A 26,109-nucleotide genomic window follows, 5' to 3' on the forward strand; every position below is an offset into this window, starting at 1 on the left:
CATGGTCGTACCGGCGCAGGACCTGCCCGCCTCGGTGCGCATTCACGAGGTCGGGGCCCGCGACGGCCTGCAGAACGAGAAGGGCGTCATCCCGACCGAGATCAAGGCGGAGTTCATCCACCGCCTGGCCCAGGCGGGTCTGACCACCATCGAGGCGACCAGCTTCGTGCGCCCCGAGTGGGTGCCCCAACTGGCCGACGCCGAGCAGCTGTTCCCCATGCTGGACGACATGGAGGGCGTGGCCCTGCCCGTCCTCGTACCCAACCAGCGGGGTCTGGACCGGGCGCTCGCGCTCGGCGCCCGCCGGATCGCGGTGTTCGCCAGCGCCACGGAGTCGTTCGCCAAGGCCAATCTGAACCGTACGGTGGACGAGTCGCTGGCGGTCTTCGCGCCGGTCGTGGCCCGCGCCAAGGAGCAGAAGGTCCATGTCCGGGGCTATCTGTCGATGTGCTTCGGCGACCCGTGGGAGGGCCCGGTCCCGGTCCACCAGGTCGTCAAGGTCGCCAAGTCCCTGATGGAGATGGGCTGCGACGAGCTGAGCCTGGGCGACACGATCGGCGTCGCGACCCCGGCGCACGTCCAGACGCTGCTGGCCGAGCTGAACGAGGAGGGCGTGCCGACCTCCGCGATCGGCGTGCACTTCCACGACACCTACGGCCAGGCGCTCGCCAACACCTTCGCCGCGCTCCAGCACGGCGTAGCCACCGTGGACGCCTCGGCGGGCGGCCTCGGCGGCTGCCCGTACGCCAAGTCCGCCACCGGAAACCTCGCCACCGAAGACCTCGTGTGGATGCTCCAGGGCCTCGGTATCGACACCGGGGTCGACCTCGGCCGGCTCACCGCCACCAGCCTCTGGCTGGCCGAGCAGCTGGGGCGCCCCAGCCCCTCCCGTACCGTCCGCGCCCTCGCGCACGACTCCCACAAGGAGTGACCCCCCATGTCCCTTGACCACCGGCTCTCCGCCGAACACGAAGAACTCCGCCGTACGGTCGAGGAGTTCGCGCACGACGTCGTCGCCCCGAAGATCGGCGACTACTACGAACGCCATGAGTTCCCGTACGAGATCGTCCGCGAGATGGGCCGCATGGGCCTGTTCGGGCTGCCCTTCCCCGAGGAGTACGGCGGGATGGGCGGCGACTACCTCGCCCTGGGCATCGCCCTGGAGGAGCTGGCGCGGGTCGACTCGTCGGTGGCCATCACCCTGGAGGCGGGGGTCTCGCTCGGCGCGATGCCGGTGTTCCGGTTCGGCACCGAGGAGCAGAAGCAGGAGTGGCTGCCGCGGCTGTGCTCCGGCGAGATGCTGGGCGCGTTCGGTCTGACGGAGCCGGACTGCGGCTCGGACGCCGGGGGCACGCGGACCACCGCCGTGCGCGACGGCGACGAGTGGGTCATCAACGGCACCAAGTGCTTCATCACCAACTCCGGTACGGACATCACGGGCCTGGTGACGGTGACGGCGGTGACCGGCCGCACTGTGTCTGATTCCGCTGGCTCCGGCCGCCCGCTGATCTCGTCCATCATCGTCCCCTCCGGAACCCCGGGATTCACGGTGGCCGCGCCGTACTCGAAGGTGGGGTGGAACGCGTCGGACACCCGCGAACTGTCCTTCCAGGACGTCCGCGTCCCGGTCGCGAACCTGCTGGGCGAGGAGGGCCGCGGCTACGCCCAGTTCCTGCGGATCCTGGACGAGGGCCGCATCGCCATCTCGGCGCTCGCCACGGGTCTCGCGCAGGGCTGCGTCGACGAGTCCGTGAAGTACGCGCACGAGCGGCACGCCTTCGGCCGCCCGATCGGCGAGAACCAGGCGATCCAGTTCAAGATCGCCGACATGGAGATGCGGGCGCACATGGCCCGGGTCGGCTGGCGCGACGCCGCCTCGCGGCTGGTGAGCGGCGAGCCGTTCAAGAAGGAGGCGGCGCTGGCGAAGCTGTACTCGTCGACGGTCGCGGTCGACAACGCGCGCGAGGCGACGCAGATCCACGGCGGGTACGGCTTCATGAACGAGTACCCGGTGGCCCGGATGTGGCGCGACTCGAAGATCCTGGAGATCGGGGAGGGGACGAGCGAGGTGCAGCGGATGCTGATCGCACGGGAGTTGGGGCTGCCGGCCTGACCCGTACCCCGCCGCGGGTGGCAGGTGGCCGCGCCTCGGCCGCCTGCCGTCCGCCTGTCGTCCGTCGTGGTGCGACACTCCGCTCGTGTCGCCCGAAGGTGTGGCGCGCACCCCGTAAGCCGGGCGTGTGCGCTGTGGGCACACCACGCTCGGTGGGGTGATCCCACCCACTTGTCCCACCTGCCCCGGGCGTCCGACGCTGTGGAAGGACACCTCCACGACTACGCCGGGCGCGGCTGATCGTTGGCATTGGCACTGCGTCTCGTGCCGTCTGGTGTACGAGCCCACCGCGTCGCACAAGGTGCGGTTCACGTATGCGCCGCTTCGGCGTTGACGCACCCGGTACCGCGTACGTGACGTGGTCACCCCTTTACAGATCCTTGTGAGGTTAGGCTAACCTACCCAGGAACTGCCAAGTGGCCGACCCCGGCACGTACGAAAGCGGACCGTCATGCCCATGTCCCGAGCGTCCCACCTCTCCCGTCGCGGTCTGCTGGCCGTCGGCGGCGCCATCGGCCTCGGGGCCGCGCTGGCCGCCTGCGGGGACGGCGACGGCAAGAAATCGGGCGGTACGGACAAGGCCGGCGGGAAGTCCGGGCCCTGGTCGTTCAAGGACGACCGCGCCAAGACGGTCGAGGCGAAGTCCACCCCGAAGACCATCGTGGCCTTCACCGGCACCGCCGCCGCCCTCCACGACTACGGCGTCGAGGTCAAGGCCGTCTTCGGTCCGACCAGGACCAAGGACGGCAAGCCGGACGTCCAGGCGGGCGACCTCGACATCAGCAAGGTCGAGATCCTCGGCAACGTCTGGGGCGAGTTCAACGTCGAGAAGTACGCGGCGCTCGGCCCGGACCTGCTCGTCACGGACATGTGGGAGAAGGACGCCCTCTGGTACGTGCCGGACAACAGCAAGGACAAGATCCTCAAGCTGGCGCCGAGCGTGGCGCTCTGGGCCGCCCAGATCAGCATGCCCGCCGCGCTCCAGCGCCGCGCCGACCTCGCCGCCTCGCTCGGCGCCGACCTCAAGGCCGCCAAGGTCACCGCGGCCAAGGCCCGTTTCGAGCAGGCCGCGGCCCGGCTGAAGGCCGCCACCAAGGCCAACCCCAACGTGACGGTGATGATCGGATCCGCCAGCGCCGACCTGTTCTACGTCTCCGCCCCCAAGATGTCGGCGGACACCGCGTACTTCCAGGAGCTCGGCGTGAGGTTCGTCGAGCCGAAGGTGAACGCGCAGGGCTTCTTCGAGGAGCTGAGCTGGGAGAACGTCGGCAAGTACAAGGCCGACGTGATCATGATGGACAACCGCTCCACGGCCCTGCAGCCCGACGCCCTGAAGTCCAAGCCGACCTGGGCGGGCCTGCCCGCCGTCAAGGCCGGACAGGTCACCCCGCGCACCACCGAGCCGATCTACTCGTACGACAAGTGCGCCCCGATCCTCGAATCGCTCGCGAAGGCGATCGAAACAGCGAAGAAGGTTGCCTGACCATGACGCTGACAGCCGAGACCGCCACCGTCCCCTTCCGTCTCTTCGACCTCCACGTGGTACGGACCCGGCGGCTCGGCCCGTCGCTGATCCGGATCACCTTCGGCGGCGAGGAGTTGGCGTACTTCGAGGCGGGCGGCCGCGACCAGAGCCTGTCGCTCTTCCTGCCCCACCCCGGCCAGCGGGCACCCGTGCTGCCGCCGGCCGTCAACCCGGAGACGTGGTTCGCGGAGTACCGGGCGCTGCCCGACGACGTACGGGCCGTGATGCGCTCGTACACCGTGCGCGCGCAGCGCCGTGAGCCCGACGAGGTCGACATCGACTTCGCGCTCCACCAGGACGGCGGTCCGGCGTGCCGCTGGGCCGACCGCGCCGCGCCCGGGGACCGTGTGGCGGTCCTCGGTCCGGCGATCGCCGACAACACGGCCGTCCGGTTCCGGCCGCCTGTCGGTACGGACGGGGTCGTGTTGTGGGGCGACGAGACGGCGCTGCCCGCGCTGTCCTCGATCCTGGAGTGGCTGCCGTCCGGCACGCCGGTGCGGGCGTGGATCACCGTGCCGTTCCGCGCGGATCGGATGCCGCTTCCCAGTGCTGCCGATGTGGCCATCACATGGCTGGTGGAGGAGGAAGGCGCGGCCTCCCCTGTGGACGCGGTCCGGGCTGAGACCTCCCTTCCGGGGGTCAACCCGTATGTGTGGATCGCCGGTGAGTCGTCCTCCATGCGGGAGTTGCGGCGTCACTTCGTGAATGAGCGTCAGGTCGACCGCAGGAACGTCACGTTCGTCGGCTACTGGCGACGGGGTCGTAGCGAGGACCAGTTGCGCGCGGAAGAGACCGCCTAGGTCGCTTGCGCGGCTGCGGACCTCCCACCGGCCCTCAGATGGGCCCGGAGGGCCCACTTAGGGGCGCGGGGAACTGCGCGACCAGCCACACACAACCCGCAGACAAACGCACCGCACCAGACGAACGCACCGCACCCCCGGGGGGCGAGGCCCTGTTGATCTCCAAGTTAGGTTAGGCTAACCTAACTTGGAGATCACGGCCTCGCCCCCCTTCTTTCCTTCCCCGTCCGGAGGACACTTCCCATGCGTTCGCACCTGCTCAATGACACGACGGCGGAGAGCTACCGGCGCTCCGTGACCGAAGGAGTCGAGCGGGTGGCGTCGAAACTCGCCGCGACCCGGCGCCCGTTCACGGGGGCCGGCGTCGAGGACATCGCCCCGCTCGTCGACGGCATCGACCTCGACCGGCCGCTCGGCGACACCTCCGCCGTCCTCGACGAGCTGGAGGGCGTGTATCTGCGCGACGCCGTCTACTTCCACCACCCCCGCTACCTCGGCCACCTCAACTGCCCGGTCGTCATCCCGGCCGTGCTCGGCGAGGCGGTCCTCTCGGCCGTCAACTCCTCGCTGGACACCTGGGACCAGAGCGCCGGCGGCACCCTCATCGAGCGCCGGCTGATCGACTGGACCGCCGGTCGCGTCGGCTACGGCCCGGGCGCCGACGGGGTGTTCACCAGCGGCGGCAGCCAGTCCAACCTCCAGGCGCTGCTGCTCGCCCGCGAGGAGGCCAAGACCGACGACCTCGGCAGACTGCGGATCTTCTCCTCCGAGTGCAGCCACTTCAGCGTGCAGAAGTCCGCCCAGCTCCTGGGCCTCGGCCGAGCCGCCGTCGTGTCGATTCCCTGCGACCACGACAAGCGGATGCAGACCGTGGCGCTCGCCCGGGCCCTGGAGAAGTGCGTGGCCGAGGGCAATGTGCCGATGGCCGTCGTCGCCACCGCGGGCACCACCGACTTCGGCTCCATCGACCCGCTGCCGGAGATAGCCGAGCTGTGCGCGCAGTACGGCGCCTGGTTCCACGCCGACGCCGCGTACGGCTGCGGGCTGCTGGTCTCGCCGACCCGCCGCCACCTCCTGGACGGCATCGAGCTCGCCGACTCGGTCACCGTGGACTACCACAAGTCCTTCTTCCAGCCGGTGAGTTCGAGCGCGATCGTGGTCAAGGACGCCACCACGCTGCGGCACGCCACGTACCACGCGGACTACCTCAACCCGCGCCGCGCCGCCGAGGAGCGCATCCCCAACCAGGTCGACAAGTCCCTCCAGACCACCCGCCGCTTCGACGCCCTGAAGCTGTGGATGACCCTGCGCACGATGGGCGCCGACGGCGTCGGCCGCCTCTTCGACGAGGTGTGCGACCTGGCCGGTGAGGGCTGGCGGCTGCTCGCCGCCGATCCGCGCTACGACGTGGTCGTCGAGCCCAGCCTGTCCACGCTCGTCTTCCGCTACATCCCCGACACGGTCGTCTCCCCCGCCGAGATCGACCGCGCCAACCTCTACGCCCGCAAGGCGCTGTTCGCGTCCGGCGAGGCGGTCGTCGCCGGTACCAAGACCGGCGGCCGCCAGTACCTGAAATTCACCCTGCTCAACCCCGAGACGACGGTCCACGACATCGCCGCCGTCCTCGATCTGATCGCCGGCCACGCCGAGCAGTACCTGGGAGAGAACCTTGTCCACGCAGCCTCGTGAGCCGTACGACTTCATCGGGATCGGCCTCGGCCCCTTCAACCTGGGCCTGGCCTGTCTGACCGAGCCGATCGACGAGCTCAGCGGCCTCTTCCTGGAGACCAAGCCGGACTTCGAGTGGCACTCGGGCATGTTCCTTGAGGGCGCCCACCTCCAGACCCCGTTCATATCGGACCTGGTCACCCTCGCCGACCCGACCTCACCGTACTCCTTCCTCAACTACCTGAAGGAGTCCGGCCGCCTCTACTCGTTCTACATACGCGAGAACTTCTATCCGCTGCGCACCGAGTACAACGACTACTGCCGCTGGGCGGCCGGGAAACTCTCCTCGATCCGCTTCAACCAGACGGTGCGGACGGTGACGTACGAGAACGAGGTGTACGTCGTCCGCACCGAGGACGGCTCCGAGTTCCGCGCCCGGCGGCTGGTCCTGGGCACCGGCACCCCGCCGTTCGTCCCCGAGGCGTGCCGTGACCTGGGCGGCGACTACCTGCACAACTCCCGCTATCTGGACCACAAGGAAGCGCTCCAGGCGAAGAAGTCGATCACTCTGGTCGGCAGCGGGCAGTCCGCCGCGGAGATCTACTACGACCTGCTGAGCGAGATCGACGTCCACGGCTACCGGCTGAACTGGGTCACCCGCTCGCCCCGCTTCTTCCCGCTCGAATACACCAAGCTGACACTGGAGATGACCTCGCCGGAGTACGCGGACTACTTCCACGCGCTGCCCGAGGACACCCGCTACCGTCTGGAGTCCGAGCAGAAGGGGCTCTTCAAGGGCATCGACTCGGAGCTCGTCGACGCGATCTTCGACCTGCTCTACCAGAAGAACCTCAAGGGCCCGGTCCCGACCCGCCTGCTCACCAACTCCTCGCTGAACAGCGCGCGTTACGACGCCACGACCGGCTCGTACGAACTGGGTCTGCGCCAGGAGGAGCAGGGCAAGGACTTCACCCTCACCACCGAGGGCCTGGTACTGGCCACCGGCTACAAGTACGCCGAGCCCGAGTTCCTGAAGCCCGTCTCCGACCGGCTCAAGCGGGACGGCCGCGGCCGCTTCGACGTGGCCCGCAACTACGCCGTCGACACCTCCGGCCGCGAGATCTTCCTCCAGAACGCCGCCGTGCACACCCACTCGATCACCTCGCCCGACCTGGGCATGGGCGCCTACCGCAACGCGTACATCATCGGCGAGCTCCTCGGCCGCGAGTACTACCCGGTCGAGAAGTCCATCGCCTTCCAGGAGTTCGCCGTATGAGCACCACGAGCACCACGAGCACCACGAGCACCACGAGCACCACTGCCGGCATAGGCACCTTCACCGTCCGCCCGCTCGACCCCTTCAAGGACGCCGAGCTGCTGCACGGCTGGGTCACCCACCCCAAGGCAGCGTTCTGGATGATGCAGGACGCGAAACTGGAGGACGTCGAGCGGGCGTACATGGAGATCGCCGCCGACGAGCACCACGACGCCCTGCTCGGGCTGCACGACGGCACCCCCGCCTTCCTGATGGAGAAGTACGACCCGGCCCACCGCGAACTGGTCGGCCTGTACGAGCCCGAGCCCGGCGACGTCGGTATGCACTTCCTGGTCGCGCCGACCGGCACACCGATCCACGGCTTCACCCGCGCGGTGATCACCGCCGTGATGGCGCACCTGTTCGCGGACCCGGCGACCCGGCGGGTCGTGGTGGAGCCCGACGTGGGCAACAAGGCGGTGCACGCGCTCAACGCGGCCGTCGGCTTCGAGGTCGTCGGCGAGATCGCCAAGCCGGAGAAGACGGCGCTGCTCAGCGTGTGCACGCGGGAGGCGTTCGAGGCCGCGACCGAGGAGAGCGCGCGATGACGAAGACGATGACCGAGGTCGCGGTACCGCACCTCACCCCCGAGCTGTGGGCGCGGGCGAACCGGCTGCTCGTGCGCAAGGCGCTGGCCGAGTTCGCGCACGAGCGGCTGCTGACGCCGCAGCCCTTGGGCGAGGACCGGTACAGCGTACGCAGTGACGACGGCACGGCGGAGTACCGCTTCACGGCGGGCCGGTTCGCGCTGGACCACTGGCAGGTGTACCCGGACTCGATCTCGCGCCACTCCCTGGACGGCGGCGAACTCCCGCTCGACGCCCTGGACTTCTTCATCGAGCTGCGCGCGACGCTCGGCCTGAGCGACGAGATCCTGCCGGTGTATCTGGAGGAGATCTCGTCCACGCTCTCCGGCACGGCGTACAAACTGACCAAGGATCAGATCTCCTCGGCCGAGCTGGCGAAGTCCGGTTTCCAGGCGATCGAGACGGGGATGACCGAAGGCCACCCCTGCTTCGTCGCCAACAACGGGCGGCTCGGGTTCGGCGCGCACGAGTACGCCGCGTACGCGCCCGAGGCCGCCGCTCCCGTCCGGCTGATCTGGCTGGCCGCGCGCCGCGACCGGGCGACGTTCACCTCGGGCGCGGGGCTCGACTACGAGACGCTGATGCGGGCGGAGCTGGGCGAGGCGACGCTGGAGCGCTTCGCCGCGACGCTGGCCGAGCGGGGTCTGGACCTCGCGGACTACCAGCTGCTGCCGGTCCACCCCTGGCAGTGGTGGAACAAGCTGTCGGTGACGTTCGCGGCGGAGGTGGCGCAGAACAGGCTGGTGCCGCTGGGAGTGGGCGACGACGAGTACTTGGCGCAACAGTCGATCCGCACGTTCTACAACACGACGGATGCGTCAAAGCACTACGTGAAAACCGCCCTCTCCGTCCTCAACATGGGCTTCATGCGCGGGCTTTCGGCGGCGTACATGGAGGCGACGCCCGCGATCAACGACTGGCTGGCGGGGCTGGTGGAGCGGGACTCCGTCCTGCGGTCGGTCCGCTTCTCGATCATCCGCGAGCGGGCGGCGATCGGCTACCACCACCGCCAGTACGAGCGGGCCACCGACCGCTCCTCGCCGTACCGCAAGATGCTGGCCGCGCTGTGGCGCGAGAGCCCGGTGCCGTCGCTGGCACCGGGCGAGCGGCTGGCCACGATGGCGTCGCTGCTGCATGTGGACGGCGCGGGCTCGTCGTTCGCGGGCGCGCTGATCGCGGAGTCGGGGGTGGGGGCGAAGGAGTGGCTGCGGCGCTACTTGGAGGCGTACCTGCTCCCGATCCTGCACTCGTTCTACGCGTACGACCTGGCGTACATGCCGCACGGCGAGAACGTGATCCTGGTGCTCGCGCCGGACGGCACGGTCTCGCGGGCGATCTTCAAGGACATCGCCGAGGAGATCGTGGTCATGGACCCGGACGCGGTGCTGCCGCCGGAGGTCGAACGGATCCGGATGGACGTGCCGGACGACACGAAGCTGCTGTCCGTCTTCACGGACGTCTTCGACTGCTTCTTCCGTTTCCTGAACGCGACACTGGTGAGTGAGGGGGTGCTGACGGAGTCCGACTTCTGGGACGCGGTGGCGTCGTGCGTCACGTCGTACCAGGCTTCCGTCCCGGAACTGGCCGACAAGTTCAAGCAGTACGACATGTTCGCGCCGGAGTTCGCCCTGTCCTGCCTGAACCGCCTGCAGCTCCGCAACAACCGCCAGATGGTGGACCTGACGGATCCGGCGGGGGCGCTACAACTGGTGGGGAACCTGAGCAACCCTATCGCGAGAGGCTGAGGTCCCGGGGGGCAGCCCACCTGTGACGGTCTAGCCCCCACCCGCCGTACGGGGCGGCGGACGCCCTGTGTGTCTAGTGCCCTGCCGAGTTGCAGTCCGTGCACTCGGTGTTGAGAGGCTTGTGAGTGGCGGGGTGGATAGTGAGCGTCACACCGCGACCGTGCCGGCAGACTCGGCAGGGGCGCCCGTTGGCACGCCGAGCGGTTCGCAGGCCGTACCAGTAGTCCAGTACCTCGCCGTACCTGGGATCGCTCCATGCACCGGGGCGCTGCCTGTCGTCCTCTTTGCCCATTGCGGTTCCCCTCTTGCCGACCTCAGTCGAGTCTAGGAGGCGGACAGTGCGCCGCGCGGACGTTCACACACCTCAATTCGCCTCCGGAGCCGCACAGTTGGAACCACCGTCAGTGCACTCGCTGTGCATGCAGTCGGCCGCTACGAGCACCGAGTTCTGCGTCTCCTTGGCCCACAGGTAGTCGTCCGGCAGGTATCCGGCGCTCCGGATGGCCGCGAGGGTCCGGTCCACCGTGGCGGTGTCGTGCTTCTTGGTTGCCGGGCTCTCGGGCACGTGGTGAATGAACCGCCCGAGGAAAGCACACAGCGACTCGTACGTTTTCGTGTCCCACAGGAGGGCGTGCCATCCCTCATCCGCGATACGCGAAGGGCGGAGGGCGAAGCCCGGCGTCCGGTTGGTCGCTGCGGCGGCCAGGAACTTCAGCGCCTCGTCGACGATACGGCTCGCCATATCGTCGTGAAGGCCTGCATTGCAGCGCTGGACGATGTGCACGGCGGTCACGAAGCTGGCGTCCGGGACCAGGTGACGAGCACTGGGCTTGAGAACTGCGGCGGTGTCCGCGAGAGCAGTCATTTCTGTCTCCTTGATGGGTGTATGGCGGTTCAACGCCCACCCCTGCCAGGGGCCTGGACTACGAGCCGACGAGCTCGCCGAGCAGGAACATCGGCTGCCTCATGCCGTACTCGAACGCACGTGCCGCCGCGCGAATCCGGGCAGCCTGGTAGGGCAAGGTGAGTTCGTCCAGCTGCCCCGCGGGAACCCACTCGACCGCGGACAGTTCGCCTTGCGCGCTCTCGGGCAGCGATACCGCGGCGGCCTCATCGTTGTCGAGCGTTCCGCCGTCGAGTACGAAGTTGATGCCCTCGGCGCTCGCTTCGTCCGCGCTCGCAGGTACCTGGTCCACCATGAGCAGGTACGAGAGCTTGCGCTTGAGCCCGGTCTTTTCGAGCAGCTCGCGGGCCGCAGCGACGGCGATGGGCTCGCCCGCATGTGTTCCACCGCCCGGAAGCTGCCACCCCTGCTTCCGATCGGCGTGCCTGCGCCTGGGCTTCACCATGAGAATGTCGCCGTATCTGTTGCGAACCAGGACCACGGCCCTGATGCGTCGGCGTGGCGGGTCGGCCTGGTCGATGTCAGCGTGCGCCATGGGGCATCCGTTCTCTTGCGGGTGTGAGTCCCGCCTCGGCGATCTCTCCTGCCTCTACGCAACCGCACGACCACTCTCAGCGGTACCGTGGGAGCGAGGCCGAGGCATGAAAGCCATGAACGCCACGCAGTCCGTCGGGAGTTGAGGGCATGGCGAACCGCTCACGTACACCGAACTTGAGCTTGGAAACCCTGCTCAAGCAGGCGAAATGGTCTCGCTCGCAGTTCGCGAGCATCGTCAACCGCTTGGGCGCCGAAGCTGGATTGGATCTCCACTACGACCAGTCGGCCGTGTCGCACTGGGTCAGTGGCACAGTGCCGAACGCCCCGGTCAGGCGCGTGATCGTCGAGGCGTTCTCGCGCAAGCTGCACCGCACGGTCACGCACGCCGAGGCCGGACTGCCGCTCGCCACGTCCGACCAAGCCCCGCCCGGCGTCGACGCCGTAGAGGAAATCGTCGATCTGGGAAGGGCGGATATGGATCCATCACGCCGTGGCGTGATCGCTGCAGCCAGCCTGTTCTCCGCAGCCTTGACCGTTCCGATGTTCGCCGACTCCGCGCACGCCGCAGATGCCGTTCCGGTGAGTCCGGGCAAGATGACGGTGCGAATCGGCGCGGGTCAAGTCGAGTCGGTCCGCAAAATGACTGACAAGATCGCCGACATTCTCGATGAGTTCGGCGGAGCACACGCAAGGCCGATGGCTGCGGCCTTCTTGGTGAACACCGTCGTTCCTTGGCTCCACGCCGAAGCCAAGGACACGGTACGGAAAGACATGTGGGCGGCAGCGTCGGACCTCGTCTATCTGACCGGGTGGATGGCGATGTACGAGCGGGATCACGGCACCGCACAAAAGTACTATCTGAAGGCTCTCAAGCTCGCCGGCCGGGCGGACGACCACGTGACGTACTGCCGGACATTACGGGGGATGAGCCTTCAGGCATCCAATCTCGGATACGGCCCCCTGGCCGTGCAACTCGCGGACTCGGCGGCCGAAGCCGCACCGAAGGCAGGTCCACGGCTTCAGGCGTTCCTGACAGGACAGCAGGCACACGCCTCATCCATGGTGGGTGACCATCGGCGTGCGCGGAAATTGTTGACCGCCACGGAAACCGCGCTGATGAAGGCCGACAACCGCCGTGAGTCGATCGGCGGATACGACCAGTCCGCCTACGCCTTCCATGTCTCCCACGTCTTGTACGAAGGGAAGGATCTGCCGGGTTCCATCAGCGCCCTACAGCAGGCGCTCAAGGCGCAACCGGCCAATGAGCGGCAAGGACGGGTCCACTTCAACGCGGTACTGGCGCAACGTCAGTTGCAACACGGGCACCTCGACGCGGCGTGTGATTCATGGGCACGATTCCTGGAAGACTACGAACACATCTCATCCGCCCGAGGCGACGAGCATTTCGAGACCATGCGGCTCCGGCTTAAGCCGTTCCAGCACACCCGCTCCGTACGGGCACTTTCGCCGCGCATCGCCGAAGTGGCCGTGCTCAAGGGATAGCCTCCCCGCCAGACCCGCCCCTCCGGCGCTCGCAAGTAGGGGGTCGTCGGTTCGAACCCGACAGGGGCTCTGACTTCCACCCTGAATGAGCTGCAGGTTTGCCTACTGAAGGCTTCCCTGGCGTCATTGTGATTGCGCTGGCTCGTCCGGCCCCCTCCAGGGCGGAAAGAGCAGTCGCACATATGCCTTCTTTGCGTCGCGGATGAAATTAGGATGATTGTCGCTGCCGTAGCACCACCCTTTGCCGCCTCTGCCCTCACGATGCCCGTATCGATCGTTCCAATCTCGGCGCAGAGACTGCCAACTGGCCACACCTGTTGGCTCGATAATGTGGACCAGTCCAGTCGGGCCTGCCTGCAGTGGGCGGCCCTTCCTGGCGGTACGCCCTGGTTGATCGACACGGGAGACAACATGCGGCCCGATAGATTGAGCGAGTCGATAGTGCTTCTCTGACAGCGACTTTATGGGGCCTGCATGGAATCGGGCCTTGAGTCGACTATAGATGCCTGCCACTTGATCCGGTGTGAGAAACGGATCAAGGGTCATCGTGACGCGGCTGCAAGCGGCTGTCGCGCCATGACGAATAGATGCAGATCCCGAGTAAACGAAAACCTCGGGTTGTCGTCCTGTAAGCACGAAGGTAGCTGCCTCCGACTGGCGCCACCGGTACGTATCTGCGATGTCCTCGGCCAACTTGGCGAGCTGCCCCAGGGTCCAACGGGAGTCAACCGTCAGGGCCCGCTCGCGGTGGCTCGCAATGTACCAGAGGTCGACTACAGGGCTTGCGCCCGGTCGGCGCGCAGCAAGGAGGTCCTCAATGTGCTGGTTTCCGTTACCACCAGGGGAATCGCCATTGAAATGATCCATAATCCACTGATTCACATCTTCCGGCGTGAGGAGTTGAAAGTCTGGACAGTCACCTTGCCCTGCCATCCACGCTTCGTACTCGGGCGTGTTCTGGGGAACCAAATTGGAACGGCGAAACCAATTCACTTTGAGGTCACTGTTCGCCCAGGCCGCATAGATGGCAGAGAGTGCATCGATCCTCGCTGAGGAAGAAGCCTTGGCTGGCCGCATCGGCGGCGTCGGACCGTCCACCCGATGGACAGGATCGCGCCCGTATATGGCCATTCGCTTCCTGATTGCCTCGACAAGCTGGCGGGCCGACGCGCGGTCCGGGTGTTGGCTTATGAAGTCTCCGTCGAGGTCCTCCCACATGGCGTCGGGCACCCGCCAGCCCAGCGCCTTCTCGACATCAGTGCGGAGGTTTGTCATCTCAGCTCCCCTCAGACTGACAAATCATCCTAGGCCTGTCGACTGAAGAACGGGTGCGTAAGGAGACCGTCGTGGGCGCAACCAGCCGGATGGCAGCAGATCAGGTCTACGTGCACATGGCCGCAGGAGGGCAGTGGCTTCTCACCGCAGTGGTGGTCGCGCCGGTGGCGATCGTCTGCGGGACCGTCGTCATCCTGGTTCTATCTGTAGCCCGGAGCCATCGGCTTCCTGCTGTCAAAGCGTTGACACCCGTGTTGGTAGCCCTCGTTGAACGGGTCAGAACCAGGCTTCGTGACTGATCATGGTGCTGTCGTCGCCCGAACAGACAACGTCGCGGGCAGATCGTCCCTCTACCCCTCGCCTCAGTTCAGTGAGTTCTCCTGCGAGTCTTACGTGAGCGAGGCAGGAGCGGACGGGGCGGCAGAAGCCGTCCCGAGGTGAACTGCCGAGGCCGCCGCGTGGCGCTGACTTGCAGGTTCAGCGCCACGCGGCGTCGGGCGTCACGTATGTCGTGATCCAGGTTGTCTTCAGGAGGGGCCGGGACACAGTCCAAGCGGGGTGCCGGGGCGGAGCCCTGGACGGGAGTGGGGCGGGGGGAATCACTCCCACGGCACCACCGGTGACCGGTAGAAGTTCACCCCCAGCGCCGCCAGCCTCGGCCCCTGCTCGGCCAAGCGGGAGCGGTAGTCCGGCCAGGAATGTGTCGACGCCGGGGACCAGCCGATCTCCGCGATTCCGGGCAGGCGCGGGAACGCCATGTATTCGACGTCCGCGCTCGTCGTCAGCGTCTCCGACCACAGCGGCGCCTCGACCCCCAGGACCGACCCCGACGGCAACCCCTTGATGAATGTCGACGGGTCCCAGGCGTAGGACCTGTCGACGTCGACCAGCCCCGCCCAGTCCAGCCCCAGCTTCGTCGTCGCGTCGTACTTCATGTCCAGATACGCCCGGTTCGCCGGTGACATCACCAGCCGCGTGCCCGCCTTCGCCGCCGCGACGACCTCCGCCTCGTCCCCGGCCGTACCCCAGTACTGGGCCACCGCCCCGGCGACCGGGCGCGCGCCGGTGAGCTGGTGCCAGCCCATCACCGTCTTGCCGTACTTGGCGACGACCGCCTGGGCCTTGTCCATGAACGCGACGTAATCCGTGTGCGGAGTCGAGTGCGCCTCGTCGCCGCCGATGTGGATATACCTGCCCGGCGTCAGCGCCGACAGTTCCCGCACCACGTCGTCCAGGAACGCGTACGTCACCTCCTTCGGCACGCACAGCGAGCTGAAGCCGACGTCCGTGCCCGTGTACAGCGGGGGCGCGACGCCGTCGCAGTTCAGGGACGCGTACGAGGCGAGGGCCGCGTTCGTGTGGCCCGGGGTGTCGATCTCCGGGACCACCTCCAGGTAGCGGCTCGCCGCGTAGCGGACGATCCGACGGTAGTCCGCCTTCGTGTAGTAGCCGCCCTTGCCGCCGCCGACCTGCGTCCGGCCCCCGTACGTCGCCAGCCTCGGCCATGAGTCGATCGCGATCCGCCAGCCCTGGTCGTCGCTGAGGTGCAGGTGGAGTCTGTTGACCTTGTAGAGGGCGAGCTGGTCGATGTAGCGCTCGACCTGCGCAGGCGTGAAGAAGTGGCGCGAGACGTCGAGCATCGCGCCCCGGTACGCGTAACGCGGGGTGTCGGTGATCGTGCCGCCCGCCACCTGCCAGGGACCTGGTTGCCTGGTCCTCCTCTCCACCGACGCCGGCAGCAGCTGCCGCAGCGTCTGGACGGCGTGGAAGAGTCCGGCCGGACGGTGCGCCGTGACCGTGATCGCGCTCCGGCCGCTCTCCAGCCGGTAGCCCTCCTCGCCGAGCCGCGCGTCGCCGGAGAGCCGCAGCCGGATGCCGCCGGAGCCGTCCGCCCGGACCGGCAGCGCGTACCCCGTCGAGGGGCGCAGGACGTCCGCCAGATACCCGGCGATCCGGCGGCCCTCGGCCCCGGTAGCGGCGTCGACCCGTATCGCGGTGGTGGACGTGATCGTGTACGGGGAGCCGCCGGGCGCGACCGACGCCGGAGCCGGGACGATCCGGCCCAGCGGGCGCGGGGCCCGCGAAGCGGCCGCGGCCGTGGTGGCTCCGGTCGAGGAGAGGCCCGCCGCCAGGAGCAGCAGGGCGCCCAGCAGACCGGCCATCGTTCTGTGCTGTCTCACAAGGTGTCTCACAAGCGGTTCCCTTCAACGGGGACGCGAGCGGATCGACGGGGACGCGAGCAACGGAACGGGAACCATCACAACCGCCCGCCCCACCGGCGGTCAAGGTGCGGACCGATGCCCAACGGCCCGTCCCTACCCGCCCGATGAAAGAATCACCTCATGGCGGAAATCATCCAGAACGACGGGACCTGGACCTTCGACGGCGACGGCGTACGCATCGTGCCCGGCAGCGACAAGGGCGTCAGCCTGCTGCGCCGCACGCTCGGCGAGATAACCGTGCCGCTCGACGCGCTCGCCGGGGTGGCGTACGAGCCGGGGCGCAAAACCGGGCGGCTGCGGCTGAAGCTGCGGGACGGGGCCGACCCGCTGCTCCAGGTCACCGGCGGCAAGCTGGACGACGCCTCCGACCCGTACACCCTGACCGTGGAGACGAAGACGGCGGCGATCGCCGAGTACTTCGTGGACGAGGTCCGCAACAGCCTGCTGCTCGACTCCGTACCCACCGGGCCGGTCGACCGCTATCTCCTGCCGGGGCCCTCGCTGCCGATGACCGTGGGCGCGGGCGACGGCACGGCCAGCTTCGACGGGCGCACGGTCCGCCTGGAGTGGACCTGGCACACCGACGAGGTGAAGACGGCCAGCGGCCCGACCACCCTCGCCCTGGAGGATCTGCACGCGGTGGAGTGGCAGCCCGCGCGCGGCCTGGTGGACGGGCATGTGCGGTTCATCAGCTCGCCCAACGCGCCCCGGCTGCCCGCCGGCCGCGATCCGCACGCCGTGGAGCTCAACGGGTTCAAGAAGGACCCGCTGATGGCGCTGCTCGCCTCGGCCGTGGTGGTGCGGATGCCGCATCCGCACGCGCCGGAGCCGGGGCCGAAGGCCCTGGAGGCCGCGCCCACCGCGCCCGCGCCCGGCGCCCTCCCCGCGCCCGCCGCCGCGGACGACCACGACGCCCTGCTGCGGCGGCTGCGGGAGCTCGGTGAGCTGCGGGAATCCGGGATTCTCACGGAGGAGGAGTTCACCTTCGCCAAGCAGGCCGTGCTGAAGCGGCTCTGAGGCGCCCTCCCCCCGCCCCCCCGTAGATTCAATCCTTGGTACAGACCAGGCTGCGTATGATCATGAGAATCCTGCCCGATATCGGGCAGGATTCTTGCGTGCCCGCTCGATACACCGCAATATCGACGGGTGCTCGAACGCCGCAGCCCGTCGTCCCACGACGACCTCATCGACCATCTGGTGCGCAGCACCGCGCTCCAGCGCGGTGAGGCGGCCCGGGTGGTGCTCGATGTGCTGGCGTACTTCGACGAGACGTACGAGGAATTCGTCCGCCGCCGCCACCGTGAGCTGCAGTCCGGTGGTCTGGTGAACGCGGAGATCTTCGAGCGGATCGCGGCCGAGCTGCCGCACCGCGCCGTGGCGCCACCGGAGCTCTCGCTCCGGCAGCTGCGCCGCATCGTCTACGGCTGAGTCGTCCGCGGCCGAGCACACCTGAGCTTTTGGAACTGTACGTCGATGGAGGGGTAGAGACTCTATGTGCGGAATCGTCGGTTATATCGGTAAGCGTGATGTGGCTCCGCTGCTGCTCGAAGGTCTGCAGCGGCTGGAGTACCGGGGTTACGACTCCGCGGGCGTCGTCATCAACAGCCCCAAGTCGGGCGCGCTGAAGATGGTCAAGGCCAAGGGTCGCGTCCGTGACCTGGAGGCCCGCGTCCCCAAGCGCTTCACCGGCACCACCGGCATCGCGCACACCCGCTGGGCCACCCACGGCGCCCCCAGCGACGTGAACTCGCACCCGCACCTCGACCCCGAGAACAAGGTCGCCGTCGTCCACAACGGCATCGTCGACAACGCCGCCGAGCTGCGCGTCAAGCTGGAGGCCGACGGCGTCGTCTTCGCGTCCGAGACCGACACCGAGGTCATCACCCACCTCATCGCCCGCGCCCAGGCCGACACCCTGGAGGAGAAGGTCCGCGAGGCGCTCAAGGTCATCGAGGGCACCTACGGCATCGCCGTGATGCACGCCGACTTCGCCGACCGCATCGTCGTCGCCCGCAACGGCTCCCCGGTCATCCTCGGCATCGGCGAGAAGGAGATGCTGGTCGCCTCCGACGTCGCCGCGCTGATCGCCCACACCCGCCAGGTCGTCACCCTCAACGACGGCGAGATGGCCACCCTGAAGGCCGACGACTTCCGTACGTACACGACCTCGGGCACCCGCACCACCGCGACCCCCGAGACCGTCGAGTGGGAGGCCGCCTCGTACGACATGGGCGGCCACGACACGTACATGCACAAGGAGATGTCGGAGCAGGCCGACGCCGTGGACCGCGTGCTGCGCGGCCGCATCGACGACCGGTTCTCCACCGTCCACCTCGGCGGCCTCAACCTGGACGCCCGCGAGGCCCGCGGCGTGCGCCGGATCAAGATCCTCGGCTGCGGCACCTCGTACCACGCCGGCATGATCGGCGCCGGCCTCATCGAGGAGCTGGCCCGCATCCCCGCGGACGCCGAGCCGGCCTCCGAGTTCCGCTACCGCAACCCGGTCGTGGACCCCGACACGCTGTACATCGCGGTCTCGCAGTCCGGTGAGACCTACGACGTGCTCGCCGCCGTCCAGGAGCTCAAGCGCAAGGGCGCCCGCGTCCTCGGCGTGGTGAACGTCGTCGGTTCGGCGATCGCCCGCGAGGCCGACGGCGGCACCTACGTGCACGCCGGCCCCGAGGTCTGCGTCGTCTCCACCAAGTGCTTCACCAACACCGTGGTCGCCTTCGCGCTGCTCGCGCTGCACCTGGGCCGCATCCGCGACCTGTCGGTGGCCGACGGCAAGCGGATCATCGAGGGCCTGCGCAAGCTGCCCGCGCAGATCTCCGAGATCCTGGCGATGGAGCCGGAGATCGAGAAGCTGGCCAAGGAGTACGCGGGCGCCCAGTCGATGATGTTCATCGGGCGTGTGCGCGGCTACCCGGTCGCCCTTGAGGCCTCCCTGAAGCTCAAGGAGATCTCCTACATCCACGCCGAGGCCTACCCGGCCTCCGAGCTCAAGCACGGCCCGCTCGCGCTCATCGAGCCCGCGCTGCCGACGGTCGCGATCGTCCCGGACGACGACCTGCTGGAGAAGAACCGCGCGGCGCTTGAGGAGATCAAGGCCCGCAGCGGCCGTATCCTCGCGGTCGCCCACCGCGAGCAGGAGAAGGCCGACCACACCATCGTCGTCCCGAAGAACGAGGACGAGCTGGACCCGATCCTGATGGGCATCCCGCTCCAGCTCTTCGCGTACCACACGGCGCTGGCCATGGGCCGCGACATCGACAAGCCGCGCAACCTGGCGAAGTCCGTCACGGTCGAGTAGTCGGACCCCGCGACGCAGAACGGCCCCGCACGCGCCACCAGGCGTGCGGGGCCGCTCCTTTGTGTGCCGATGCCGCCCATTGCACCGGCGCGCGCGTGCCTAGCCGGCGGCCGTCACCCCCCGGCCGGCCGCGCGTCGCGGAAGGGTCGTCGGCCAGTTGGCGAGACCGGCCGTGGCGCCGTACCAGGAGACCGCGCCCGCGACCGCCGCGACCCAGCCGCCGGCCTTGCCCAGGCCGTCGTTGGTGGCGAAGTCCGCGATGGCGAGGAGCACCAGGGCGACGAAGAGCAGTGCGTACGAGCCCTGCCGGATGGGTCCGGCGCCGGCCGCGCCGACCGCCAGGCTCAGCGCGAGCAGCCCGAACAGGAGCAGGAACAGACCTGCCGCGTTGGCCGAGAACTTGGAGTCCGCACCACTGGCCCAGGTGAACCAGAAGGCGCCCAGGCCCGCGAACGCGGTGCCGGTGAAAGCGTCCTGGTCACGGAACGCGACGATCCCGAGGACGAAGAGGCCTACGCCGCCGATGTATGTCGCGATCGACACGGCGTCCGCCACCGTCACGTCGTGGATGACCTTGGTGGTGCCGAGGCCGAAGGCGAGCAGGGTGAGTCCGAGTGCGAGGTGACCGAGAGTGGAAGTGATGCTTCCCGCGGGGGCTTCGTGGTCCACGACGGGCTCCCTTCATGTGCAGTTGTGCTGCGGTCGTGCTGCTTCCCAGTGACCCTTACGTACCCTTCACAAGGGCACAATCCACCCCTACCGGAGGGTAGATTCGCCCTGCGGGCAAGCGAGTTGACACCGTCTCAGCTGGGACAACGTACGGACACGACAGGGTTACGGAATGACGACCACGGGGCGCTGGGCTCTGCGCGCGAGGCGGCCGGCGACCGAGCCGAAGATCCGGCCGACGATGCCGTGCGTGGAGCCGACCACGATCGCGTCCGCCGCGTACTCCCGCCCGACCTCTTCGAGTTCATGGCAGATGTCGCCGCCGCGCTCGACCAGGATCCAGGAGACCTCGGCGAGATAGTCCGCACAGGCCAGCTCCAGGCCGAGGACTTCCGTGCGGTGGTCCGGCACGTCCACGAAGACCGGCGGCTCGCAGCCCGCCCACACGGTGGTGGGCAGCCGGTTGGCGACATGCACGATGATCAGGCCGGAGCCGGACCGTCTGGCCATGCCGATCGCGTACGCCAGGGCGCGCTCACTGGACGTGGAGCCGTCGAATCCGACCACCACTCCGTGCCGGAAGGCGGGGTCACAGGACAGACGTGGTTCTTCTGCCGCCTGGAGGTCCGACGTCGGGTCGGCTACCTGCTTGCGGTCCGCGGGTTCGGGGAATTCTTGACCGGCCATGGGTGTCTCGGCGTTTGGATCCTCATGGGAGGGCGACAGTTGGCGGCGGAGCTGTGTCCGGGAATCATCTTCCCAAGCCCATACCCCCAAGGGTACGGCGACACTCCTCTCCTGCCCAGAGCCGCCGATGCTGCACGGCGTTCCCCGGAGCATGCACGAGCCCGCCCCGGATGGCAATGGCTGTTGGCCGGTACAGAGGTCATCGCTTCAACATTTCGTGTGACTACGGGACCTTCCGGGCCTGTCCCCCCTGTGCTCCGGCTGTGGTCCGGCTGTGTACGCGCAGTGACCGGAAGCGGTACCTCCCCGTTAGACACGCGGCCGCTTCGGCGCTGTTCTCGCGCCGTTTCCGACGTCCCCCAGGGAGCCCATGCCCGTGCCCGCCCCCCGGCTCGCCCAGGATGCCTTCGAGGACACGCCGCCCGGCGGCTCCCCCAGGGTCGCCCGCACCCCGCACGCCCCCGGCGCGCCCGCGCCCGCCGGGGGCCCGCCCCGCCGGGCGGACGGCGCGCACAACGGCGCGCGGGGCGTACGGGCGCCGATCTCGGGAACCGGTGACAGTGCGGGCGACGTCGTGCGCTGGGCGGCGTTCAGCTGCGTCCTCGCCCCCGTACTGCTCGTGGTGTACGGGGGCTCGTTCGGTGGGGCGGCGGGCTCCGCGCTCGGACTCACGGCCGTGACGGCGGCCTGCCGACTGCTGCTGCGCCGGTCCGAGCGGGCGGCGGCCCGGGCACGGGCGGAGCGGGCGGCCGCGGCGCCGCACGGAACGCCCGGCACGCGCGCGCGGCAGGAACGAACGGGCGCCGGTGCGCACCGCGGCGCCCGGCGGAACGGCGAAAGTTCGCCGTTGGACTGACGCTTTCGTACACGCGGACCCGTATGTTTTCAGCCAACTTCCCCTCCCCCCTGATCCCTGTCCGAATTGGCCTGCCAACCCCCTTGCCACCAGGGCGAAAAGCGCTGCGGCACCCGCTTCGGCCATACGGGTACGGGCCATGCGCGCGAGGCGCACTTCCCTGCGGGCGCCTTGAGTGAAACCCTTCGTGATCGAACGCTTCGCGCCAAGTTGCCAAGTCGACATAGCGCTGAGTACCGGACTTGTCACGCCGACGCCACAGAACGCAGTAGATTCGATCATGCGTATCTAAGGCTGGGGGACTCGTGCAAAACCAAGGGGAAAAGTGCAGGAGCGACAAGCCGGACAAGAACGGGGAGCCGCGAACACCGAGGGGGGCTTAGCAGAATGAGCCAGGACTCCGCTGCCGCATCACCGGAGGCCACAAGGAAGCTCGCCGGCCGTCGCCGCCGGGAAGTCGTAGCCGTACTGCTGTTCAGTGGCGGCCCCATCTTCGAGAGCTCCATTCCGCTCTCCGTGTTCGGGATCGACAGGCAGGACGCGGGCGTGCCCCGCTACCGCCTGCTGGTCTGTGCCGGAGAGGAGGGCCCCCTGCCGACCACAGGCGGGCTCGAACTGACCGCGCCCTATGGGCTGGAGGCAATCAACCGGGCCGGCACCGTGGTCGTGCCCGCCTGGCGGTCCATCACATCGCCGCCGCCGGCGGCCGCGCTCGACGCACTGCGCCGGGCGCACGAGGAAGGCGCCCGCATCGTCGGCCTCTGCACCGGCGCGTTCGTTCTGGCGGCCGCAGGGCTGCTCGACGGGCGCCCGGCGACCACACACTGGATGTACGCGCCGACGCTCGCCAAGCGGTATCCATCGGTCCATGTGGATCCGCGCGAGCTGTTCGTCGACGACGGGGACGTCCTGACGTCGGCGGGCACGGCGGCCGGAATCGATCTCTGTCTGCACATCGTGCGGACCGACCACGGCAGCGACGCCGCCGGAGCCCTCGCGCGCCGGCTCGTCGTCCCGCCGCGGCGCAGTGGCGGGCAGGAGCGCTATCTGGACAGGTCTTTACCTGAAGAGATCGGCTCCGACCCGCTCGCCGAGGTCGTGTCGTGGGCGCTGGAGCATCTCCACGAGCAGTTCGACGTGGAGACGCTGGCGGCTCGCGCGTACATGTCACGCCGGACGTTCGACCGGCGGTTCCGCTCGCTGACGGGATCGGCGCCGCTCCAATGGCTGATCACGCAGCGCGTCCTGCAGGCCCAGCGTCTCCTGGAGACGTCGGACTACTCGGTGGACGAGGTGGCGGGCCGCTGCGGCTTCCGCTCCCCGGTCGCGCTGCGCGGGCACTTCCGCCGCCAGCTCGGCTCGTCCCCGGCGTCCTACCGGGCGGCGTACCGGGCGCGCAGGCCGCAGGCGGAACCGTCCGGAGGTCCGCCGACGCTGGAGACGGTGCCGCCACAGGCACTGCCGCAGTCCCGGCGCACGGCGGCGGCGAACGCCTTCGTCGGCCCGTCGGCGGTCTCGCACGCGCCGCCGCCGGAGCCGGGGAAGTCCGTCGCTGACATGTACGCCACCGGTTACATGCGTCCGAGTCTGCCTGGTCAGCGGAGCGGCCCCGTAGGCTAAGGCGCATGAACGACCGCATGGTGTGGATCGACTGCGAGATGACCGGGCTCTCGCTGGCGGACGACGCACTTATCGAGGTGGCCGCCCTGGTCACCGACTCGGAGCTGAACGTGCTCGGTGAAGGGGTGGACATCGTGATCCGTCCCCCGGACGCCGCGCTGGAGACCATGCCGGAGGTGGTGCGCGCCATGCACACCGCCTCCGGGCTCCTCGACGAGCTGGCCGGCGGCACCACGCTGGCGGACGCCGAGGAGCAGGTCCTCGCGTACGTACGTGAGCACGTCAAGGAGCCGGGCAAGGCGCCGCTGTGCGGAAACTCGGTCGGCACCGACCGCGGCTTCCTCCTCCGCGACATGCCGTCCGTGGAGGAGTACCTCCATTACCGGATCGTGGACGTCTCCTCGGTGAAGGAGCTCGCCCGCCGCTGGTACCCGAGGGCGTACTTCAACAGCCCGGACAAGAACGGCAACCACCGCGCGCTGGCGGACATCCGCGAATCCATCGCGGAGCTCCGCTACTACCGCGAGGCGATCTTCGTCGCCCAGCCCGGCCCGGACTCGGACACGGCGAAGGCGATCGCGGCGAAGCACGTGCTGCCTGCGGAGTAGTCCGCGGCGCGGTGTCGGGGCCGGACCAGGGGTGCCTCCAGGGCACTCCCGGTCCGGCCCCGTTCTGCACCCCGAGGGCGCCCCGGGAGGCCCCCGCGAAACATGTGCGCGAGCACCCTCCCGGACCCTGTACACTTTTTCTCGGCCGGTAGGGAAAGCCCCCAGGGACTTCCCAAGACCACAACAGTCCGGTCATGCATGGTGGGTATAGCTCAGCTGGTAGAGCACCTGGTTGTGGTCCAGGATGTCGCGGGTTCGAGTCCCGTTACTCACCCTGATCGGGAAGGCCCGGTCCGCGAAAGCGGACCGGGCCTTCTTCGTTGCCGGGCGCGCTCGGGGGTCAGCCCAGGGCGTCGATGGCCTTGACGACGAGGGCGCGCGCTTCGGCGCCGTAGACGGCCATGGTGCGCAGCTGGTCGAAGGCTTTGAGGTACAGGGCCACCTCGTTCGGCTGTGTGATGTTGACCTGGGCCGACAGCAACTCGACCGACACGAACCTGTCGTCGTACACATGGAAGGTCTCCATCGGCCACAGGATCCGCTCGCGCGTGGCCATCGGGATCACCCCCAGCGAGACGGACGGCAGCGCACCGGCTGCCAGCAGGTAGCCGAGCTGGGCGGCCATCGCGTCCGCCTGTCCCATCCGGAAGTAGAGCGCCGACTCCTCCACGAGCAGCACGAACCTGTGCCCCGGCTCGTGGATCACGCGGGACCGCTCGACCCGTGCCGTGGCGGCCGCCTCCGACTCGTCGGCGATCTCCCGGAACTCGGCGATCCGGTGGAACAGCGCCGTGACATAGCCCTCGGTCTGGAGCAGACCTGGCACCAGGGTGGCCGAGTACACCCGGAACAACCGCGTCTCGTGGAAGAACTGCACCCAGCTGTCCTGCAGCTGCTTGAGCCCGTTCCGCAGCTGGAGACGCCACTCGCTGTACATCGACTCGGCGCTGAGGGACTGCGCGACGAGCCCGGCCGCCTCGTCCGCGACCCCGCCCGCCTCGCACCACAGGCGTATGTCCTTCGCCGAAGGCGCGGTACGGGCGTTCTCGATGCGGGAGGTCTTCGAGTGGTGCCAGCCACACCGGGCCGCCAGCTCCGAGACCGTCAGCCCGGCTTCTTTACGGATGTCACGCAGCCGCCCGGCAACGGTTTCGCGGGCGGCCTGCGCCGACGAGGAGGGCGAGATGGGCATGAGGCGTGCTGTCCGTACTTCCTGTCAGTGGATCTCGTACCGCTCATGCGGAACGGCTCTGGACCAGACTTCTTCGAAGGCGGCGGCGCACAGCCGCGCCGCATCCGGGTCGTCGGTGATCTCCTCCCCTGTCCAGGTGCCGTCACCGGCAAAGTGGTTCCAGTGCACCCACCGGTCGTCGAAGAGCCAGAAGTCGTTGCCCGGCAGGGGGATGGTCGAGGCCCGCCGCCTGGGGAGCCAGCGCACCTGTTCTCCGGCCGCGATGTTGGTGAACGTCCCTGAGTGCTCGTACCGGATGTACTCGCTGACCGGCTCCGACACGATGCGGGCCCGGCGCACGGCGACACCCCTGGCGACCGTCTCGCTCATGAGATCGAGCCACGGCCGCCACCAGGACGACCGGTCCGCCGGATCGTAGCGAAATCCCTTACGCCATGCGGCGAACGGCCCCACCTCGTAGTCGACGGCGTAGGCGTCCCGCATCTCCAGGTGCACAGCGGAGCGGACGCAGCCCGCCAGCAGTTCATCGAACGTCGGCACGCTCGACGGCATCGCACGCCTCCCTCACCATGTGCGCCATCCTGGCAGGAATCCGGACGACGGCCTCCCCCTCGGGGATCCCCTTCGCGTGGCCCGGCACCTCACACGCCGCGCACTCCGCCTCAAGCTCCGCGCCCGCCTTCCATCCCTGGAAGACGATCTCGTTGTTCTTCCGGTCCACCCAGACGGTCGGGCTCTGTTTGTCTCCCGTGTTGGGGTCGATCCCGACGAACTGTAACGACATGTCGTCCTCCTACGGCGAGTTGTGCGGCTGTGTGCAGAACCATCCCGCAGCAGGCAAGGCCGTTCAAGGGCGTGAAGCGGACAACATGGAGTGCAACAGAGGTGCGCGCACATATCTGCACAACGCTCGATCCGCGGCATGACCCCCGCCTACAGTCCTGGCCAGCGGCAGCCGCAGCACCCGTTTCTG

Annotated in this window: 25 protein-coding genes and 1 tRNA gene; 17 read left to right on the forward strand and 9 right to left on the reverse strand. The window is 68.6% G+C overall.

The features are described 5' to 3' along the window. Position 1: 1 nt before the first annotated feature. From ACGFRG_RS12780 to ACGFRG_RS12815, 8 genes are all read left to right on the forward strand, one after another. Positions 2–931, forward strand: a complete 930-nt coding sequence (locus ACGFRG_RS12780; protein WP_361433119.1) for a hydroxymethylglutaryl-CoA lyase — start codon at positions 2–4, stop codon at positions 929–931. A 6-nt stretch (positions 932–937) separates the two neighbouring features. Beyond that, positions 938–2,113: an acyl-CoA dehydrogenase family protein gene (locus tag ACGFRG_RS12785; RefSeq protein WP_361433104.1), complete on the forward strand. Its 1,176-nt coding sequence runs from the start codon at positions 938–940 to the stop codon at positions 2,111–2,113. A 451-nt stretch (positions 2,114–2,564) separates the two neighbouring features. Beyond that, positions 2,565–3,596, forward strand: coding sequence for an ABC transporter substrate-binding protein (locus tag ACGFRG_RS12790; protein WP_361433106.1), 1,032 nt, complete (start codon positions 2,565–2,567; stop codon positions 3,594–3,596). 2 nt (positions 3,597–3,598) lie between these two features. Further along, on the forward strand, positions 3,599–4,438 hold the full coding sequence (locus ACGFRG_RS12795) for a siderophore-interacting protein (RefSeq protein ID WP_361433108.1): 840 nt from the start codon (positions 3,599–3,601) through the stop codon (positions 4,436–4,438). Between the two features lie 243 nt (positions 4,439–4,681). Next, positions 4,682–6,127: an aspartate aminotransferase family protein gene (locus ACGFRG_RS12800; RefSeq protein WP_361433745.1), complete on the forward strand. Its 1,446-nt coding sequence runs from the start codon at positions 4,682–4,684 to the stop codon at positions 6,125–6,127. Beyond that, positions 6,108–7,382 (forward strand): lysine N(6)-hydroxylase/L-ornithine N(5)-oxygenase family protein, encoded by a 1,275-nt coding sequence (locus tag ACGFRG_RS12805; protein WP_393263515.1) that lies wholly within the window; start codon positions 6,108–6,110, stop codon positions 7,380–7,382. Before ACGFRG_RS12800 ends, ACGFRG_RS12805 begins: the two co-directional genes overlap by 20 nt. Then, the gene (locus ACGFRG_RS12810; RefSeq protein WP_393263517.1) at positions 7,379–7,969 is read left to right on the forward strand and encodes a GNAT family N-acetyltransferase; all 591 of its coding nucleotides are present in this window, start codon (positions 7,379–7,381) and stop codon (positions 7,967–7,969) included. Before ACGFRG_RS12805 ends, ACGFRG_RS12810 begins: the two co-directional genes overlap by 4 nt. Next, on the forward strand, positions 7,966–9,753 hold the full coding sequence (locus ACGFRG_RS12815; RefSeq protein ID WP_393263519.1) for an IucA/IucC family protein: 1,788 nt from the start codon (positions 7,966–7,968) through the stop codon (positions 9,751–9,753). The genes ACGFRG_RS12810 and ACGFRG_RS12815 overlap by 4 nt, the downstream gene beginning before the upstream one ends. Positions 9,754–10,117: 364 nt before the next feature. Here ACGFRG_RS12815 and ACGFRG_RS12820 read toward each other — a convergent pair whose 3' ends face one another. Beyond that, on the reverse strand, positions 10,118–10,618 hold the full coding sequence (locus ACGFRG_RS12820) for a hypothetical protein (RefSeq protein WP_393263521.1): 501 nt from the start codon (positions 10,616–10,618) through the stop codon (positions 10,118–10,120). Between the two features lie 58 nt (positions 10,619–10,676). Next, positions 10,677–11,192 carry an NUDIX hydrolase gene (locus ACGFRG_RS12825; protein ID WP_361433757.1) on the reverse strand — a complete coding sequence of 172 codons (516 nt, stop codon included), beginning with the start codon at positions 11,190–11,192 and terminating at the stop codon, positions 10,677–10,679. Between the two features lie 149 nt (positions 11,193–11,341). On the opposite strand from ACGFRG_RS12825, the gene ACGFRG_RS12830 reads away from it, so the two are divergent. Then, on the forward strand, positions 11,342–12,697 hold the full coding sequence (locus ACGFRG_RS12830) for a hypothetical protein (RefSeq protein WP_393263523.1): 1,356 nt from the start codon (positions 11,342–11,344) through the stop codon (positions 12,695–12,697). Positions 12,698–12,820: 123 nt separating this feature from the next. Here ACGFRG_RS12830 and ACGFRG_RS12835 read toward each other — a convergent pair whose 3' ends face one another. Beyond that, the gene (locus ACGFRG_RS12835) at positions 12,821–13,972 is read right to left on the reverse strand and encodes a hypothetical protein (RefSeq protein ID WP_393263525.1); all 1,152 of its coding nucleotides are present in this window, start codon (positions 13,970–13,972) and stop codon (positions 12,821–12,823) included. Positions 13,973–14,043: 71 nt separating this feature from the next. On the opposite strand from ACGFRG_RS12835, the gene ACGFRG_RS12840 reads away from it, so the two are divergent. Next, on the forward strand, positions 14,044–14,271 hold the full coding sequence (locus ACGFRG_RS12840; RefSeq protein WP_361433763.1) for a hypothetical protein: 228 nt from the start codon (positions 14,044–14,046) through the stop codon (positions 14,269–14,271). A gap of 300 nt (positions 14,272–14,571) precedes the next feature. Here ACGFRG_RS12840 and ACGFRG_RS12845 read toward each other — a convergent pair whose 3' ends face one another. Beyond that, positions 14,572–16,152 carry a beta-N-acetylhexosaminidase gene (locus tag ACGFRG_RS12845; RefSeq protein WP_393263527.1) on the reverse strand — a complete coding sequence of 527 codons (1,581 nt, stop codon included), beginning with the start codon at positions 16,150–16,152 and terminating at the stop codon, positions 14,572–14,574. Between the two features lie 162 nt (positions 16,153–16,314). Between ACGFRG_RS12845 and ACGFRG_RS12850 the strand changes: the two genes are divergently transcribed. The 3 genes from ACGFRG_RS12850 to glmS all read left to right on the forward strand — a co-directional run bounded on the left by ACGFRG_RS12850 (position 16,315) and on the right by glmS (position 19,504). Further along, complete coding sequence (locus ACGFRG_RS12850; protein WP_393263529.1) at positions 16,315–17,211, forward strand: DUF4429 domain-containing protein; 897 nt, start codon at positions 16,315–16,317, stop codon at positions 17,209–17,211. A gap of 129 nt (positions 17,212–17,340) precedes the next feature. Then, the gene (locus ACGFRG_RS12855; RefSeq protein ID WP_067159327.1) at positions 17,341–17,622 is read left to right on the forward strand and encodes a hypothetical protein; all 282 of its coding nucleotides are present in this window, start codon (positions 17,341–17,343) and stop codon (positions 17,620–17,622) included. Between the two features lie 64 nt (positions 17,623–17,686). Continuing rightward, positions 17,687–19,504, forward strand: coding sequence for a glutamine--fructose-6-phosphate transaminase (isomerizing) (glmS, locus tag ACGFRG_RS12860; RefSeq protein WP_361433773.1), 1,818 nt, complete (start codon positions 17,687–17,689; stop codon positions 19,502–19,504). A gap of 99 nt (positions 19,505–19,603) precedes the next feature. On the opposite strand, the gene ACGFRG_RS12865 is transcribed toward glmS, so the two are convergent. Both ACGFRG_RS12865 and ACGFRG_RS12870 read right to left on the reverse strand, forming a co-directional pair. Then, positions 19,604–20,173 carry a GPR1/FUN34/YaaH family transporter gene (locus ACGFRG_RS12865; protein WP_361433776.1) on the reverse strand — a complete coding sequence of 190 codons (570 nt, stop codon included), beginning with the start codon at positions 20,171–20,173 and terminating at the stop codon, positions 19,604–19,606. 165 nt (positions 20,174–20,338) lie between these two features. Then, complete coding sequence (locus ACGFRG_RS12870; RefSeq protein ID WP_067159339.1) at positions 20,339–20,860, reverse strand: universal stress protein; 522 nt, start codon at positions 20,858–20,860, stop codon at positions 20,339–20,341. Between the two features lie 370 nt (positions 20,861–21,230). Between ACGFRG_RS12870 and ACGFRG_RS12875 the strand changes: the two genes are divergently transcribed. The 4 genes from ACGFRG_RS12875 (at position 21,231) to ACGFRG_RS12890 (ending at position 24,218) form a co-directional block, all read left to right on the forward strand. Continuing rightward, entirely contained in the window at positions 21,231–21,716 is a 486-nt protein-coding gene (locus ACGFRG_RS12875; RefSeq protein ID WP_393263532.1) for a hypothetical protein, read from the forward strand. Between the two features lie 387 nt (positions 21,717–22,103). Further along, entirely contained in the window at positions 22,104–23,336 is a 1,233-nt protein-coding gene (locus ACGFRG_RS12880) for a helix-turn-helix domain-containing protein (RefSeq protein WP_393263534.1), read from the forward strand. A gap of 5 nt (positions 23,337–23,341) precedes the next feature. Continuing rightward, positions 23,342–23,944 carry an oligoribonuclease gene (gene orn, locus ACGFRG_RS12885; RefSeq protein WP_361427925.1) on the forward strand — a complete coding sequence of 201 codons (603 nt, stop codon included), beginning with the start codon at positions 23,342–23,344 and terminating at the stop codon, positions 23,942–23,944. Between the two features lie 201 nt (positions 23,945–24,145). Further along, positions 24,146–24,218: transfer RNA gene (locus tag ACGFRG_RS12890), tRNA-His, on the forward strand. A gap of 66 nt (positions 24,219–24,284) precedes the next feature. Here ACGFRG_RS12890 and ACGFRG_RS12895 read toward each other — a convergent pair. The 3 genes from ACGFRG_RS12895 to ACGFRG_RS12905 are packed head-to-tail and all read right to left on the reverse strand — an operon-like array spanning position 24,285 to position 25,920. Further along, positions 24,285–25,136 (reverse strand): helix-turn-helix transcriptional regulator, encoded by an 852-nt coding sequence (locus tag ACGFRG_RS12895; protein WP_361427923.1) that lies wholly within the window; start codon positions 25,134–25,136, stop codon positions 24,285–24,287. Between the two features lie 24 nt (positions 25,137–25,160). Further along, positions 25,161–25,688, reverse strand: coding sequence for a DUF6879 family protein (locus tag ACGFRG_RS12900; RefSeq protein ID WP_361427921.1), 528 nt, complete (start codon positions 25,686–25,688; stop codon positions 25,161–25,163). Beyond that, positions 25,660–25,920 (reverse strand): hypothetical protein, encoded by a 261-nt coding sequence (locus ACGFRG_RS12905; RefSeq protein ID WP_361427919.1) that lies wholly within the window; start codon positions 25,918–25,920, stop codon positions 25,660–25,662. The genes ACGFRG_RS12900 and ACGFRG_RS12905 overlap by 29 nt, the downstream gene beginning before the upstream one ends. Between the last annotated feature and the right edge of the window lie 189 nt (positions 25,921–26,109).

Source organism: Streptomyces sp. NPDC048696 (assembly GCF_043198895.1).
Taxonomy (GTDB): Bacteria; Actinomycetota; Actinomycetes; order Streptomycetales; family Streptomycetaceae; genus Streptomyces.